Raw genomic sequence first — 15,602 nt, 5'->3', positions numbered from 1 at the left:
TTTCGTCACGGATTCAGGTGAAAGTTAAACGCAGTAATTTACAGATAAAGATTTGAATTGGGAAACAACTGGAATGCTTATTTTTTCTTGATGTAACGATTTACAACCTCCAATTACTTTAGTAAACTAAATAAAGTAATTGCTCTCAGGAGGCGTTCCATTATGGAAGATAGCAAAATGGACCAGTTCCTTACGCATTGGCGGTATATTAACCGGCATCTGCGGGAAGGGCGGCTGGCAAATGAAGATAAAAAGATTACACGTTTACAGTGGATATTGTTGCGGCATGTCGGCAGGTCCGGGCAGTGCACGATGGGGAGCCTTGCCGACCATTTCAATGTCAGCATGAGCACGGTGTCGCAAATGATCGACCGGCTTGAAAAATGGGGATACGCCCGGCGCGTGGCGTCAGCCCGCGATGGCCGCGTAAAAATGGTGTCCCTGACAGAAAAAGGAGAAGAAATCATCAAGGAAGCAAAAACCGCTTATCTCCAGCAGCTGAGCAATGGATTAAGCCAATTCTCAGAAGCGGAGCAGGAACTGTTTATTGGATTTCTGCAGCGGCTTGCTGAGAATTTAAAAGTGTCAAAAGGCGATCACCAGACGGATAAAAAGGCGTAAGCAAAAATTGATTTCCGCAACGTTAAAAGGTGGAATGATCCGATGCATTTTTTAAGCAAGTATGCCAAAAAGTACTGGAAACTTTTTAGTACGGCTGTTTTCTTTTTAATGTGTGAAGCACTCTGCGATTTGATGCAGCCGGCGATCCTGTCAAAAATCATTGATGTCGGTGTGGCGTCCGGAAATATGCCATATGTGTTAAAGATGGGCGGCGTGATGTTATTCATCACAGCGTGCGGCGCGGTTGCCGCCTCATTAAGGAGCACGCTCGCAAGCATCGTGTCGCAAAACTTTGGGGCGGAATTGCGGTCGGATTTGTTCCGGAAAATCCAGGCGCTTTCTTTCCAAAGCATCAATCAATTTGACCGGGCCTCACTCATCACGCGGCTTACCAATGACGTCACCCAGGTACAGAACTTTATCAATGGTTTAATGCGCATGTTTGTCAAAGCGCCGCTATTGGCAATCGGCGCCTTGATCATGGCAGTCCGGCTTGACCCGCAGCTTTCTGTGGTGCTGGCAGTTGTTGTGCCGATTGTCATTATTTTCATTATAACGAACATGAGATTGGGCTTTCCATTGTTTATGAAGGTGCAAAAAGCGCTCGACCGCGTGAACGGCATCATGAGGGAATATTTATCCGGTGTCCGTGTTGTGAAGGCTTTTAACCGGTTTCAATTTGAAGTGGAAAAATTCAGCGTGGCAAACCGCCGCCTGCAAGAACGCTCGGCTTCTTCGATCCGGATTATGTCCATCTTCAGCCCGGCGATCTTGCTTACGGTCAATATCGGCATTGTCGCAATTTTATGGATGGGCGGCTTCGGGGTGGACAATGGCACAATGAAAGTCGGCCATATTATTGCTTTTATCAATTATATGACGCAAATTTCAACATCGCTGATGATGATCTCCATGGTGTTTAACATGTTTGTCCGGGCAAGGGCCTCCACTTTTCGGATCGGTGAAGTATTTGCCATAGAAGAAAAAACCTCCCCGAACAGATTGAAACATGAAGTAACGGGTGAAAAAGGGAGAATTGATTTTGAAAATGTCACTTTTTCCTATACCGGACAAGTGCAGGATGCGGTTTTGAAAAATATCACGTTTACCATTTATTCGGGTGAAACTGTTGGCATTATCGGCTCAACCGGATCGGGAAAAAGCACAATGGTGAATCTCATTCCGCGCTTTTACGATGTTACGGGCGGGTCCCTTAAAGTAGATGGTATGGATGTCCGGCATTTTCATCCGCATGATCTGCGTGAAAAAATTGCGATCGTTCCGCAGAAAAACATCCTTTTTACCGGCAGCATCCGTGAAAATATCCAATGGGGAAATGGCCGGGCGGGAATGGATGAGGTCGAACATGCTGCGAGACTGGCTGAGGCACATGACTTCATTGCGGCTGCACCTGAAGGCTATGATACGTTAATTGGCCAGAGCGGCGTCAATTTTTCCGGCGGGCAGAAGCAGCGCATTTCGATTGCCCGCGCATTGGTGAGGCATCCGGAAATTCTCATTCTTGACGATAGTACAAGTGCGGTGGATGTTGCGACTGAAATGCGGATCAAGGCAGCGTTAAAAAAATATGCGAAAGAGCTGACTTGCCTTTTGATTGCCCAGCGCATTACTTCTGTGATGGACACGGACAAAATTATCGTGTTGGATAAGGGGGAAGTTGCCGGCTTGGGCACGCATGAGGAGCTTCTCAGAACCTCTCAGGTTTATCAGGAAATTTACCAATCGCAAATGGGTAAGGAAGTGTTGCAGGATGGCCGGACAAACGAACGGATATAAGGGAAATCAGGCACCGGGGCTTTTTTTGCGGATGGGCCGTCCGGGCGGGGGAGGCGCGGCACGGTTCAGGGGCCCGGCCGAGAAACCAAAGCATTTTAAAGGGACGTTAAAACGGCTTTGGGCCTATTTTGGCAGGGAAAGAAACTGGCTGTCTGTCATTCTTGCATTGATTGTGGCCGACTCCGTCCTTACGCTGTGCATTCCCTATTTTATCGGCAGGGCCGTTGATGCCATGCCGCCGGGCAGAAAGGTCAATTTTAACCTGCTTGAAATCATGGTTTTTGTTCTTACAGCGGCTTATATTGCAGATGCTGCCTTAACCTTTTTGCAAGGCTGGCTGATGGCCGGTGTTTCGCAACGGATTGTGCAGCGTTTGCGCAGCCATCTGTTTCAAAAGCTGCAAAAACTTCCGGTTGCTTTTTTTGACGCGAGGCCCCACGGTGAACTGATGAGCCGCCTGTCGAATGACATAGACAACGTGAGCAATACTATTTCCCAATCGACGACGCAGCTCATGTCGGGGGTTATTGCCCTTATCGGCACACTCATCATGATGATCATTTTAAGCCCGGTTTTAACGGTTGCAAGCCTGTGTACGGTTCCGCTCGTGTTTTTGCTGACGCGGACAATTGCCAAGAGGACTTCAGTGCTGTTTAAAAATAACCAGGCGGAACTCGGCCGGCTAAACGGGCATATTGAAGAAACAATCTCGGGGATTGAGGTGGTCAAAGCTTTTAACCATGAAGAAAAAGCAATCAAGGCGTTTGAAGAGGTGAACCAGTCCTTGCTTAAGGTCGGGCTGAGGGCGCAAATCTGGACCGGGTTTCTTATGCCGCTTATGAACGTGATTAACAACTTCGGCTTTGCCATGGTTGCCGTTGTCGGCGGGGTTCTGGCTTTGAAGAGCATGATTACTGTCGGCGTAATCGCAAGTTTTCTGACGTATTCCCGGCAGTTTGTGCGGCCGCTCAATAACTTGGCGAATATTTTTAACGTCCTCCAGTCAGGAGTTGCCGGGGCTGAACGGGTTTTTGACATACTCGATGAAAAAGAAGAGCCGGAAGATGCAAAGGATGCCGCCGTGCTCCGGGAGCCAAAAGGCCATGTTGTATTTGAAAATGTGAGCTTCGGGTATCGCGAGGATGTTCCGATTATAAAAAATATCAGCTTTGAGGCAAAGCCGGGCACGCGTACGGCGCTGGTCGGGCCTACCGGATCCGGAAAAACGACGATTGTGAACCTTTTGACCCGGTTTTACGATGTCACGGAAGGACGGATTTTCATTGACGGCACGGATATCCGGACATATACGCGGGACAGCCTAAGAAGAAGTTTCGGTTTTGTCCTTCAGGATACGTATTTATTTTCAGGCACCATCAAGGAAAATATCAAATACGGAAATCCGGAAGCGGCGGATGAAGAAGTCGAAGAAGCGGCCCGGCTTGCCCATGCCGATATTTTTATCAACCGGATGCCCGATAGATATGAAACCGTTTTGTCGGAAAACGGCGGCAACTTGAGCCAGGGGCAGCGCCAGCTTTTGGCCATCGCAAGGGTTTTTCTGGCAAAGCCCGCTTTGCTTATATTGGATGAGGCAACAAGCAGCATCGATACACGGACAGAACGGCATATCCAGGATGCGCTCCTTTCGATTATGGAGGGCCGCACGAGTTTCATCATCGCCCACCGCTTGAATACGATTCGCGATGCCGATCATATTATGGTGATTGACCACGGGCAAATCATTGAACAAGGCAGCCATGACGAACTAATGGCACGCCGCGGACGGTATTATCACATGTTTTACAACCAATTTAAGAATGTGGAAGAGGGGTAGAAACACAGCCTGTTTCTTTACGTAATTTGTTCAATAGAAGAGACAGGCGTGGCCATTTGCTGGCGAAAATGATCGTGGAAAAAACAGATGTTCCCCCCATTTCCTGAAGCGGGTTCAAAACGCCCCCAATCCGGCTCAGGCTGGGGGCGTTTTTTCAATCATACATCAAATATTTTTCCCGTTTTTTCTTCCAGGCACCCAAGTCCCTTTGCCATTTTTGGGCAATGGTTTTAAGGGAAGTGCCGCGGTTGATATCCTGCCTGACCCAGCCGTTTCCAATCAGCTGGTCAAAATAAGAAATGCCGTTTTTGTCTTCTGCCCGGAAAGCGAATTGGCCGGGATACAGGTCATGGATCGTTTTGACCATTGCAACGCCGGTTTCAACAGACTGGTAAGCATTGCGGTCCGTGACATGGATTTGGATCCCGTTTGCGAGCTTGCCGGCCCATTTTGAGGTTGTTGGTGTAAAAGACGCGCTCCGGAAGCGGACGCCCGGCAAACCGAGGGCATTCAATTTCTCCGCTAGCAAGTCCCCGTCAATGAACGGTGCCCCGATCAACTCAAACGGGCGGGTCGTACCCCTGCCTTCCGAAATATTTGTCCCTTCAATGAGCGCCGCACCAGGATAGACGATCGCCGTGTCCAATGTCGGCATGTTCGGGGACGGCATCACCCACTGGAGCGGGGTGCCATCCGCGTACATATCCCTGTGCCAGCCTTTCATTGGCACAACTGTGAGACCTGCGCCGATTCCGCATTCTTTGTTAAAATATTTGGCAAGCTCTCCCGCTGTCATCCCATGGCGGAGCGCGATCGGGTACATTCCGACAAAAGAGGAAAAGGCTGGATCAAGCACCGGGCCTTCGACTTTTGTGCCGCCAATCGGGTTCGGGCGGTCGAGCACGATGAACGGGATGCCTTTTTCCTTCGCTGCTTCCATCGCATAGGCCATTGTGTAAATATAAGTGTAAAATCTTGCGCCAACATCCTGAATATCAAAGACAAGCACATCGACATCCTTCAGCATTTCAGGTGTCGGCTTTTTCGTTTCGCCGTACAAACTGTAAACCGGAAGCCCCGTTTTCGGATCTGTATAAAACGGAACATAGGCACCGGCGTCCGCACTGCCGCGCACCCCGTGTTCCGGGCCGAAAAGGGCGGTCAGATGAATAACCGGATTCCTGGCAAATCTGTCCACAATACTGTTTAATGACTGGTCGACACCGGTCGGGTTTGTGATCAGCCCGACCCGTTTCCCTTTCAGCGAATGGGCTTTATCTTTTAAAAAAACATCGACACCAAGCTGAAAAGAATGGTGTTTTTGTTTTTCATGCGGCTGATTGCCCCGGGCCGCATGCACCACGGCCAGGCAGCTGAAAGCGATCATAAGCGCCAATATGGCAGCGAGCCTTTTCATCCATTTTCCCCCTTTAACGGTTCCGCAAAGCCCAATCACGGCTTGTAAAAGATACTTTCGCAATTTTTCCGTGTGAGACGATGGACGGATGGAGCACATACCAGCCGCGGCCGTTCACTGACCCGTCAGTTTCATACACAAAGCGGATATGTTTCGTGCCAGCAGGGAGCGGGATAGACATCTGCCGCCAGTTGCCGCTTGATCCGGTTAAAGCATTGCCGGCTTTCGTCCAGTTTTTCCCGTCTGTTGAAACCTCCACTTTCCCAAAGTCTGCGTTTTGCTCGATGCGGTACCAGGTCCAAAAACGGAGAAACGCCGGCCTTTTCAAGTCAACATCCGCCTCCAGCACAGCTTTTCTATTGTCGCCGTAACCGGCAAACCATGCGCCATGTTTATCAGGGACGGCAACCGGGATAGCGTCCGCCGCAAGCCGGGCAACAGATCGCCTGATTCCGTTTGTCGAGACAGTGTCCCGGGTCGGATGGACGCGGTTGGTCAATAAAATGACCGTTGTTTGGTTTTTCGGGCTGATCACCATCGAGGTGCCGGTGTAGCCGGTATGGCCCATTGTATTTGTATCGGAGAGCGCATCCATGTACCATCCCTGGTTTAATTCAAAGCCGGGCCCGTGATCATCGCCTGGAAAAGCGCTGTTCATATTCTGTTCCATCAGCCGGACCGTTTCCGGTTTTAAAATCCGGGCACCCGCATATTTGCCATTTTGTAAAATCGTTTGTGCAAGGATAGCGAGGTCATGTGCGGTGGAAAAAACGCCCGCATGCCCGGCAACGCCATCCAGCGCCCACGCGTTTTCGTCATGCACCTGCCCCCGGATCATCCCTCTTCCAGTCCACGGCTGAAATTCCGTTGCGGCAATGCGCGCCTTTAACGAAGCGGGCGGATTATACATCGTATCGCGCATGCCGAGAGGGGCGGTAATGTGCGTTTTTACATAAGCATCCAGCCGCTGCCCGCTCACAACTTCAACCAAAACGCCCAGCGTAATCATGTTTAAATCGCTGTACGTGTACGCCGTTCCCGGGGGATTTTGCAGCCCGTGCTTCAGAACGATTTCGAGCCGGTCTTTGCGGGATGTTCCCATTTTATAAACCGGGATTCCCGCCTCAAACCCGGAAGTATGCGTCAACAGCTGGCGGATGGTCACGTTCTCCTTTCCGTTTTCCGCGAATACAGGAATATATTTTGCGACAGGGTCATCAAGCGCAAATTTCCGCTTTTCAAACAGCTGCATGGCTGCAATGGATGTAAACAATTTGCTGATCGAAGCAATGTCGTAAATGGTGTTTGTTTTTGCAAGGACCGGGGCAGATGCTTCTGTAAACTGGTTGTCTGTATAACGGTATGCATATCCGTATGCCTGTTCTTTTGCGATCGTGCCTTTCCTTGCGACAAGCACAACAGCGCCCGGCATGGCTTTTTGCGCAATCGCGTCATTTACCGCTCTGTCAATGTCTGTGAGCGGGCCTTGGGACATTCCGGCAGACGCGGGCGTTCCTTTATGCAGTACTGCTGAGCTTTTTCCGGGTGCATCCCAGGAAGACGGGTGGCCATGATATCCGGATGCAAAGGCAAGAGACGGAATGGCCCCGGCCGCCAACAAAATGATGCATCCAACCCATAAAACGAATTTTACCCCTTTGTTCTTCAAGCAAGTCCCCCCCTTTTAGTAATGAAGACCGTGGCCGAACGGAGCGTACCCCGGAATGGTGACAGGCAATTTTCCGCCGGGGTTGATTTCGCCTGTGAGCGCTTTTGCAGCGGATTGTACAGAAACGCTGCGGTTTCCATAGGCCAGAAGATTCGCGTCCACATCAGGCGCGCCCATGATGTCGTAAGGATTGCCCATTGAAACCATTACAACCGGTTTGCCTGTTTTTTTCAGCGCTCTTAAAAATGCCTGTTGCGCGGTATTGGTATTTGCATTGTAAGCGGCAGCGACAATCACGTCGGCATTTTGTGCTTTTCCAACTGCCGTAGCTGTTTCTGCCTGTGTTGGCGCAGCCGCTGTGCTCGTATTTTCGGTTATAAACCCTTTTTCTTTCAGAAGGCCGGCAAGGCGGCTGCTGTTTGCAACAGATGGGCCGGTTACGAATATTTTTTTCGTTTGATTCAGCGGCAATATTTGATTTTCGTTTTTAACCATTGTGATGCTTTCGTCCGCCATTTTTTGTGCGGCTTTCAAATGTTCAGGGGTGCCGAAATAGCTTAGCGATTTTTCAGATGTAAACGGGTTCCGGACAATGCCGCGTTCATATTTCACCCGTAAAATTCTCGCGACAGATTCATCCAGGCGTTTCCGGCTGATTTCTCCGGTTTTTACTGCATTTCGCACAGCATTCCAGGCCACTTCCACATCGGGCGGATTGAGTAAAATATCCGCGCCCGCATTGAATGCTGCTACCGGTACTTGGCCGGGAGGAAGGACGTTTGCGCCGGACATATCGAGGCTGTCGGTCACAATCAGCCCGTCGTAACCCAGTTTTTCACGGAGGAGGCCGGTCATGATCTTTTTCGAAAGCGTCGCCGGCAGGCCGGAACCATCGAGTGCCGGTACAACAATGTGCGCGGTCATGATTGCGTCAACGCCGGAAGCAATCGCGGCCTTAAACGGTTTTAAATCCACATGATTTAATGTTTTCAAGTCGTGATGGATGACAGGCAGGCCGTAATGGGAATCGACATTCGTATCCCCGTGGCCCGGAAAGTGTTTGCCGGTGGCGGCTACATTTTGGCTTTGAAATCCTGCAATTTGGGCAATGCCAAGTGATGCGACAAGGTCCGGATTTTCTGAATATGAACGGACGCCGATCACCGGGTTGGCCGGATTTACATTGACATCGAGATCCGGGGCAAAGTCCATATTGATGCCGAGATTTTTCAGTTCTACCGCCATGATCTCTGCAGCCTTTTTCGCGTTGGCTGCAGACCTGGTTGCTGCGAGTGCCATATTCCCCGGGAAAACGGCTCCCGGTTCGAGTACACGGGCAACCGCGCCGCCTTCCTGGTCCGTAGAAATAAAGAGCGGAATGCGGGGCTTTTGTTTTAACGCAATTTTCTGTAGCCCGTTGGATAACTGCTGCACTTGTCTGGCATCAACAGGGGTGCTGATATTATCCGACCAGTTGAAATAGATGACGCCGCCAATATGGTATTTTTCGATGATTTCTTTGAAGTTTGTGCCGCCACGCCCTTTTTCGATATTCGTTTCGGCGTAGGCGGGATCCTCCGGTGTTTTTCCGTAAGCATGAACAATGAACAGCTGCCCGACTTTTTCCTCGACTGTCATCTTTTTCAATTCATGGGACACCCAGCGTTCTTTTGCCCTTGTTCTCCAATGCCCATCCTGTTTCGCTTGTCCACGGAAGCCGGGCATAAGCGAAAACAACAACGCAAAACATACGACAAACAATCCGGATCTTTTCAAAAACGCCATCCCTCCCTTTTGTAATCCCTTTCATTTTTAGTCTACCAGCCTAAAGAAGCCTGTCCATCCGTCTTTTTGCTTATGTTTTCCAGGCCGGGACGGTTTTAATATAGATGTTCATGTATCCGGATAAACCGCACCGCCGGAAAAATTGAAAACCAGCCGGAAATTTTCTGGATGTGCATGCCTGTCATATCGGGAACGGCGAGTGCAGCAAATGGGGGAGCGGGCACAGGGATGATGGAAATGGAGAAAGTAGAGTAGCAGCTAAAGTGAAAAAATGCCCGGACCTCTGATATAATTAGGTTTGTTCAGAAAAACCAACCAAAAAGGTGGGGGAATTTTTTCTTTTCCAAAATACGAGTAAATGTTACCAAGTGTCTCCTGTTTTTCTGTTACCGAGGAATGGGGTTTGCTTGAACAATTGCATCCTTTAAGCAAAATATTTATGTATCTGAGACAGAGTTGGTAAATTGCTCCTGATTGTTCTGTTTCGGGGGGCTTTAGATGTTTTTCCGGGCCACAATACACTTTTTTAAATAGGGGCCTGGGAGCAATGCGATTGAACCTGAATTTATCGGTGCTCAGGAAGGGCCCGGGCAAAACGATTCGTTTGAAAAAGGAGGGCGCCATGTTCGCCGTTTTTGCAGGCATTGCAATTGGATTCGGTTTGGCTGTACAAACAGCTATCAATTCCCAGTTAAGAAAGTTTGTTGTATCTCCCTTTCTGGCTTCTATGATTTCATTCCTGGTTGGAACTGTCTTTTTGGCCGCTGCAACAGCTGTAAGCCGAACACCTTTAGGGGTTCCCGCCGGTCTTTTCTTGAACCAGCCTGTTTGGATCTGGTTTGGCGGTATTTGCGGTGTGATCGGGCTGACTTCCAATATCCTCCTTTTCCCCAAACTGGGAAGTGTACAAACGACGGTCATGCCGATTTTAGGCATGATTCTCATGGGCATGCTCATCGACCAATTCGGCTGGTTTCACTCCATTAGACAATCTTTCGGAATAAACAGGGCGATTGGCGTATTTCTTGTCCTTGCAGGGGTAGTTTTTGCAGTCGTTGTCCCGGAAGCCATTGCAAAACGCCATTCTGCCATAGAAGAGCAAAAGGGAGAAAATATATGGATTTGGCGGCTGTTGGGAATCGCGGCCGGTATGATTATGGCTGTCCAGGCAGCAATAAACGGAAAGCTGGGCACAGTGCTCCATTCTCCGGTTCACGCTGCCTTCATTTCATTTTTTGTCGGCTCTGTGGTGCTCGTCCTTATCGTTGGCATAAAAGACCGCAGTTTCACGAATATCAAGGAGCCGGTTAAGCAATCTGCTCCATGGTGGGTATGGCTTGGCGGCATCATCGGCGGGCTGTATATTTTGATTAACGTGTTCCTTGTCGATCATATTGGCACAGGGCAAACCGTGATTCTGGCACTGTTCGGCCAGATTGCCGGAAGCCTTGTAGTGGAACGATTCGGCCTGTTTAAATCTTTAAAAAGAAGAATTGTGCCAGTCCAAATATTGGGCCTCGCCATCATGCTTTCCGGTGTAATTTTAATCAAGATGTTTTAGTTCATATTGGTTCTTCTTGTTTTTCCAATTCCGCAATCCCCGGCAGGAAAAACGGTTCAAAATGTACATAATTTCTTCTAACCAATACGGCATTTTCCCAGTCCTTGCTCCGTCTGCCTGAAGTGCAGGTAATCTGCCTGTATGTTCGCGCAGTTTTCCGGCTTTTTTCGCCAGTTTTCCTGCTTTTGCGGTGTGCTGATTCCTTTGGCGCCTAAGAGAAACAGGCTGATGATTCAGATGGGGTGTGTAAAGTCGCGTTCAAAAGCGATCGCAACAGCCTGGAACATGTATTTTGCCATGCCGATTCCTTTGGGCGGTGCTGTAAAGGCGCGCTTTTGAGACAGTTGATCTGCAAATTCCGCGCCTTTATAACCGGCTGTACAGGCTGGGCTTGAGAACCCGTTGTTTCAAGTGCATCATGTAACATGGAAACAAAAATTTCAAATGAAGGTTCCGAAAAGTTTATCATGTTCCAGGCAAGTCTATTCTTCTCCTTTAAAAATGCAACTTGATTACGGCTCCAGCTATGTGTCGCAAATGCTGGTATTAGAAATGCTCTCTTCGGGATTGTACGATAAACATATGGAAAGGACCAGAACCCGGCTTAAACAAAAAAGAGATTTTCTATTGCAATTGCTAAACCGGCACTTGGCAGATTATGCAATGTGGTCCAAACCTTCCGGCGGATTTTTCATATGGGTGGCTTTTAACAGCAATATAGATACAAGAAAATTATTCAAGGAATGTTTAAACTCCGGCGTATTGATAAATCCTGGATTTATTTATCATGATCATCACCATACGGTTCGGTTGTCCTTCGCGTATCCGAGTTTTGAGGAAATGGAAGAGGGAATCCTGACAATGAAGGCATTACTAGCTGATAATGGTTGACCAAATATATAATCCTGGTTGCAGCAACGGATTTTCACTATTTGTCGACTGGCATGGCGCCTGTTTGTTTCAATTTCCTGCTACATAAGTGAGCGTGTTTTGGTTTTTGAAGAAATAAAAAAACAGGCCCTCTTTATAAAGAGCCTGTTTTTATCATTTTCTCTACATTAAGCTTTTTCAACGTTTGCTGCTTGTGGCCCGCGGGATCCTTGTTCAACATCAAAAGTTACTTTTTGACCTTCGTCTAAAGTTTTGAAGCCCTCACCTTGGATAGCAGAGAAGTGAACGAATACATCGTCTCCACCATTTCGTTCGATAAAGCCGAAGCCTTTTTCTCCGTTAAACCATTTCACTGTACCTTGTTCCATTTATATTGCCTCCTGGTGTGCAACTGCACACAATGTGTTACTATCCTTGTCCAAGGTGGTCATCAAGATGAAAAGTCTTATACTATGCCATTCTTTACACCGAACAAAAATAATTCTTCTTAAGAATAGCGCAGAAGAAAGAAGTTTACAACCATTTTGTTTTGTTAAATTCATGTAATCCATCCGCCTGCGCATTGATGGACAGCTTTTAATGAAATCGCTTTTTTGCAAGGGGCAGCACGATTTGCAAAACCATTGTATTTTTTCAAAACAATAAATCAAAATGGGCGTGTTTTTGCTATAATAGACAAGTAAATACTCGATAGGTGGGGCCGTTATGAAAATAGTATGTACCGGATACGGGATATTTGCGCCAAATACGAGGAACATTGATCAGTATTTGTTTAATTTGAAAAACGGCGTTTGCACATTACAAGTGGCGGAGGGCATGGGGCCAAAAGGAGAATCAACCATTGCCGGGCTTATCCAGGATGAAGAATTGAAACAAATAGAAGCAGATGATAAACTAAAGCGCCTCCCAAAAGTAACAAAAATGGGGACCGCTGCAGTGAAAGAAGCAATCGCGTCTTCCAGGCTGGATGTCCGGTATAAAAAAGTAGGCTTGTTTTTCGGACTATCCCTTGGTGCTACGGGAGAGAAACTGTACCAGGATTCCATTCACTACGCTAATCATGAACTGTATCGAAAAGTATCGCTCATATTCTCCCACTATGCGAATTACCATAGTATTACGGCTGCCATTGGCCATTATATTGGGGCCAGGGGCGTCGAAAAAACGATTACAACAGGTTGCACTTCCAGTTTGGAAGCAGTAGAAGATGCAATCCTTTACTTGAAAAGCGGAAAAGTGGATGCGGCCATTGTCGGCGGAACGGACAGCCCGATATGCAATGCGACAACTTATGCGTTTGCCAAAACAAAAACGATACCGCTTAACCAAACGCTTGAAGAAGGCGCTGTGCCGTTTCAAAAAGGAAGCAAAGGGTTTGCAATGTCGGAAGCAGCAGGGGCAATCGTGCTGGAGAGGGAAGAAGATGCCGTTCAACGAAAAGCGGATATAAAAGGCGAAATCGTTGATGTCGTTTCCAATAATGATGGGATCAACATTTTTTCATTGGACGGATCCGGGGACCAAATGTTAAACGCGTTAAAAGAAGTCACAATGGGAAGAAAACCGGATTACATCAACAGCCAGGCACTTGGCATTGAACTGAACGACCAAATCGAGCAGCACTGTTCCAAACAGTTGTTTAACCATGAAGTTCCCTATACTTCAATCAAAAGCATGTATGGGAACCCTTTTGGCGCCATTGGTATTTTGCAAGTCATTTCATCGCTTTTAAGCATGCAATATGGCTTTATCCCGCCAACGATTCGGACAACGAGGCGCGGGTATGAAGAAATGAATATTGTAACAGAGACCCTCTATCGGGAGATTCATGAAGTGGCCATCACCAACCATGGATTTGGCGGCAATAACGCATGTGCCTATATGAAGAAATACACCAAGAGTTAGAAAGGGGATGAGGTACTATCGTTATGGGGGTATTGATTTTTACGATAGGATTCATTCCGATTGTCCTGGCCGTGAGTATGCAATCACTTTATAAAGAGTCAAAGCTGTCTCTGATATTGGGATTCTATATGCTTTTGATCACGGCCTGGCAATTCGATATAGGCGTCCTTTTTCTCGGAAAAGTATTAAGCAAGGAAACGATCCTTGTTCTTTTCAAATTTCTTCGGGGCGGGACGACTTTTTCCATACCGGTTGTCTATTACATTGCTTTTTCTATCATAAAAGGCCAGCCGGCACTTCTGGCAGGACGGAAATGGCTGGACAAACTATCGAATGTTTTACTCAATAAAAAGGTTTTATATTTTTTGATTTTCTGGAGTACGGTTATTTATTTTATAAACTGGACAAGTTTAGGTACAAAAGGCTTGTATATGGCGAATAAAAATGGGGCAAATACCCTCTTTTTATTTCCTGAATACGGGCCGCTGATCTGGCTATATATTTTACATATGGGCAGCTTCTTACTGTTTTTAATCCTTATATTCATGATGACCAAAGGAATGGTAAACCAAAATATCAAAAGATTCCTGGCCAGGTTTAGCCTGTATTCCCTGCTTTTATACATATTCGGTTTTTTAAACTTTTCTCCTGGAACCGGTGGTATTTCCAGCAGTATCGGGGTTATCATTTTCTCAACCTTGATCGTCATGGAGTTCATAAAATTAGGCGCAAATATAAAGGCAAACTATTATGAAATAATGGAAAGGCAGATGAAATTGGACTACACCGGCAACTTAGCCGGAAGTCTGATTCATGAAGTGAAAAATGCGAATCAAATCATTAAGGGCTTTTCCCAAATGTTAAATGCAAGCGCTGGTATGGATAAAAAAGATAAAGCTTATTTAAATATGATAGAAAAAACTTCTGAGCATTTAGATGACTTAGTAGATAACTACAAGACCTATTTGAAGTCATCTTCCACCACTTTTAAGAAAGAAAATCTGGAATCGATCATCAGGGAGTCTCTTGCGTTTTCCCAAGCCATTTTAACAGAACATCATATCGAAGTTGAACTGCTGAATTGTTATCATTCCCTTGATGCGTACGTAAATAAAGCAAATTTGAAACAAGTTTTTATCAATCTTATTAAGAATAGCATAGAGGCGATGCCCGAAGATAGAAAGGACAAAAGGATTGCGATCCGGATTGAAGTGGACCAGGAAATGATTATGATCCATTTTAAAGATACTGGCACAGGGATTGGGCGGGAACACTGGGAAAGTGTTTTTAACCCTTTTTTGTCATTGAAACCTGAAGGAATGGGATTAGGCTTGCCTTATGTAAAAAAGATCGTTATAGAGCATCTCGGCAATATCCGGATCGTTGAAAGTTCAACGGAAGGAACCCATTTTCAAATCGAACTTCCGCAAAACGGAATATTAAACATGGATTAACATTTTTATCAGGGCCGGCAATCGAAATTCATCGTCATTACGACCAAGCTTGCCGGCCTGGTTTGCTTGTACTACATTAATGGATGACATCCTTAATAAATGCCTTAACCGACGATTCCGACATGCTTGATGCGTCTATATTGAAAAGTATTATTGAATAGGTCCCATTAGTTGAGTAATTAGAAGAATATGTTCCTTTATTTTCACCTTTTTTAAGTTTTCTACTTTTCCAGGTCCACCTGAACCTAATAAAGGTGTATAACCGAAGCATTCATCATAATCTAATTCGTTATATTTATTTATTGCTTCAGGGTAAGGTTGCCACTTTAAATACTCATCTCGAAATCTATATGAATCCAAGCTTTTGAAGAAATATAGAAAATTCGGCATAACTGTTTTTAGTACACCATCTCTAAAATTAAGTAATCTTACATAACCATCTGCCCATATTACCAAGTCTCCCATTCCAGTTGTAAATAAAACTGGTGAGTCCGTGAATCTTAGGCTACATTTTTGTAAGATATATTGGAACTCTTCTGGGTTAACACTTTTAAAATATCCTTGCATAAATGTTCCGAATCCGTAATTCTGCCACAAGTCAATAATTTCTTTCGGGACTATTCCCTTGTATTTTTCTATTAAATCAGGTCAAGTCTTTTTTTGTG

Annotated in this window: 12 protein-coding genes; 7 read left to right on the top strand and 5 right to left on the bottom strand. The window is 46.6% G+C overall.

All coding sequences use genetic code 11. From position 1 onward, the window contains the following. The first annotated feature begins 162 nt into the window (after positions 1–162). The 3 genes from P9687_RS14880 to P9687_RS14870 are packed head-to-tail and all read left to right on the top strand — an operon-like array spanning position 163 to position 4,255. Positions 163–621 carry a MarR family winged helix-turn-helix transcriptional regulator gene (locus P9687_RS14880; protein ID WP_013860517.1) on the top strand — a complete coding sequence of 153 codons (459 nt, stop codon included), beginning with the start codon at positions 163–165 and terminating at the stop codon, positions 619–621. 42 nt (positions 622–663) lie between these two features. Continuing rightward, a complete protein-coding gene (locus P9687_RS14875; protein ID WP_168985640.1) occupies positions 664–2,418 on the top strand; it encodes an ABC transporter ATP-binding protein in 1,755 nt (584 codons plus the stop codon). Beyond that, positions 2,393–4,255 carry an ABC transporter ATP-binding protein gene (locus P9687_RS14870; protein ID WP_168985639.1) on the top strand — a complete coding sequence of 621 codons (1,863 nt, stop codon included), beginning with the start codon at positions 2,393–2,395 and terminating at the stop codon, positions 4,253–4,255. Before P9687_RS14875 ends, P9687_RS14870 begins: the two co-directional genes overlap by 26 nt. A gap of 154 nt (positions 4,256–4,409) precedes the next feature. Here the strand turns inward: P9687_RS14870 and P9687_RS14865 are convergent, their stop codons facing one another. From P9687_RS14865 to P9687_RS14855, 3 genes are read right to left on the bottom strand one after another with little or no spacing between them, the layout of a single operon-like run. Then, a complete protein-coding gene (locus P9687_RS14865) occupies positions 4,410–5,672 on the bottom strand; it encodes an exo-beta-N-acetylmuramidase NamZ family protein (protein WP_168985638.1) in 1,263 nt (420 codons plus the stop codon). Between the two features lie 13 nt (positions 5,673–5,685). Continuing rightward, positions 5,686–7,341 (bottom strand): serine hydrolase domain-containing protein, encoded by a 1,656-nt coding sequence (locus tag P9687_RS14860; protein ID WP_061565778.1) that lies wholly within the window; start codon positions 7,339–7,341, stop codon positions 5,686–5,688. A 15-nt stretch (positions 7,342–7,356) separates the two neighbouring features. Beyond that, a complete protein-coding gene (locus P9687_RS14855) occupies positions 7,357–9,126 on the bottom strand; it encodes a glycoside hydrolase family 3 protein (RefSeq protein WP_237340424.1) in 1,770 nt (589 codons plus the stop codon). 622 nt (positions 9,127–9,748) lie between these two features. Between P9687_RS14855 and P9687_RS14850 the strand changes: the two genes are divergently transcribed. Both P9687_RS14850 and P9687_RS14845 read left to right on the top strand, forming a co-directional pair. Further along, positions 9,749–10,687 (top strand): DMT family transporter, encoded by a 939-nt coding sequence (locus P9687_RS14850; RefSeq protein WP_046722025.1) that lies wholly within the window; start codon positions 9,749–9,751, stop codon positions 10,685–10,687. Positions 10,688–11,131: 444 nt separating this feature from the next. After that, positions 11,132–11,578: an aminotransferase class I/II-fold pyridoxal phosphate-dependent enzyme gene (locus tag P9687_RS14845; protein ID WP_235430875.1), complete on the top strand. Its 447-nt coding sequence runs from the start codon at positions 11,132–11,134 to the stop codon at positions 11,576–11,578. Positions 11,579–11,745: 167 nt separating this feature from the next. Here P9687_RS14845 and P9687_RS14840 read toward each other — a convergent pair whose 3' ends face one another. Continuing rightward, entirely contained in the window at positions 11,746–11,946 is a 201-nt protein-coding gene (locus P9687_RS14840; protein ID WP_014097018.1) for a cold-shock protein, read from the bottom strand. Positions 11,947–12,283: 337 nt separating this feature from the next. Between P9687_RS14840 and P9687_RS14835 the strand changes: the two genes are divergently transcribed. Next, entirely contained in the window at positions 12,284–13,483 is a 1,200-nt protein-coding gene (locus tag P9687_RS14835; RefSeq protein ID WP_168985636.1) for a beta-ketoacyl synthase N-terminal-like domain-containing protein, read from the top strand. Positions 13,484–13,506: 23 nt separating this feature from the next. Then, entirely contained in the window at positions 13,507–14,937 is a 1,431-nt protein-coding gene (locus P9687_RS14830; protein ID WP_328228805.1) for a HAMP domain-containing sensor histidine kinase, read from the top strand. Positions 14,938–15,087: 150 nt separating this feature from the next. On the opposite strand, the gene P9687_RS14825 is transcribed toward P9687_RS14830, so the two are convergent. Beyond that, positions 15,088–15,576, bottom strand: coding sequence for a T6SS immunity protein Tdi1 domain-containing protein (locus tag P9687_RS14825; protein WP_328228806.1), 489 nt, complete (start codon positions 15,574–15,576; stop codon positions 15,088–15,090). Positions 15,577–15,602: the final 26 nt, after the last annotated feature.

The sequence above is a fragment of the Weizmannia sp. CD-2023 genome (assembly GCF_036225245.1).
Classification (GTDB): domain Bacteria; phylum Bacillota; class Bacilli; order Bacillales; family Bacillaceae_C; genus Weizmannia; species Weizmannia faecalis.
This window is presented reverse-complemented; position numbering and strand designations above follow the sequence as displayed.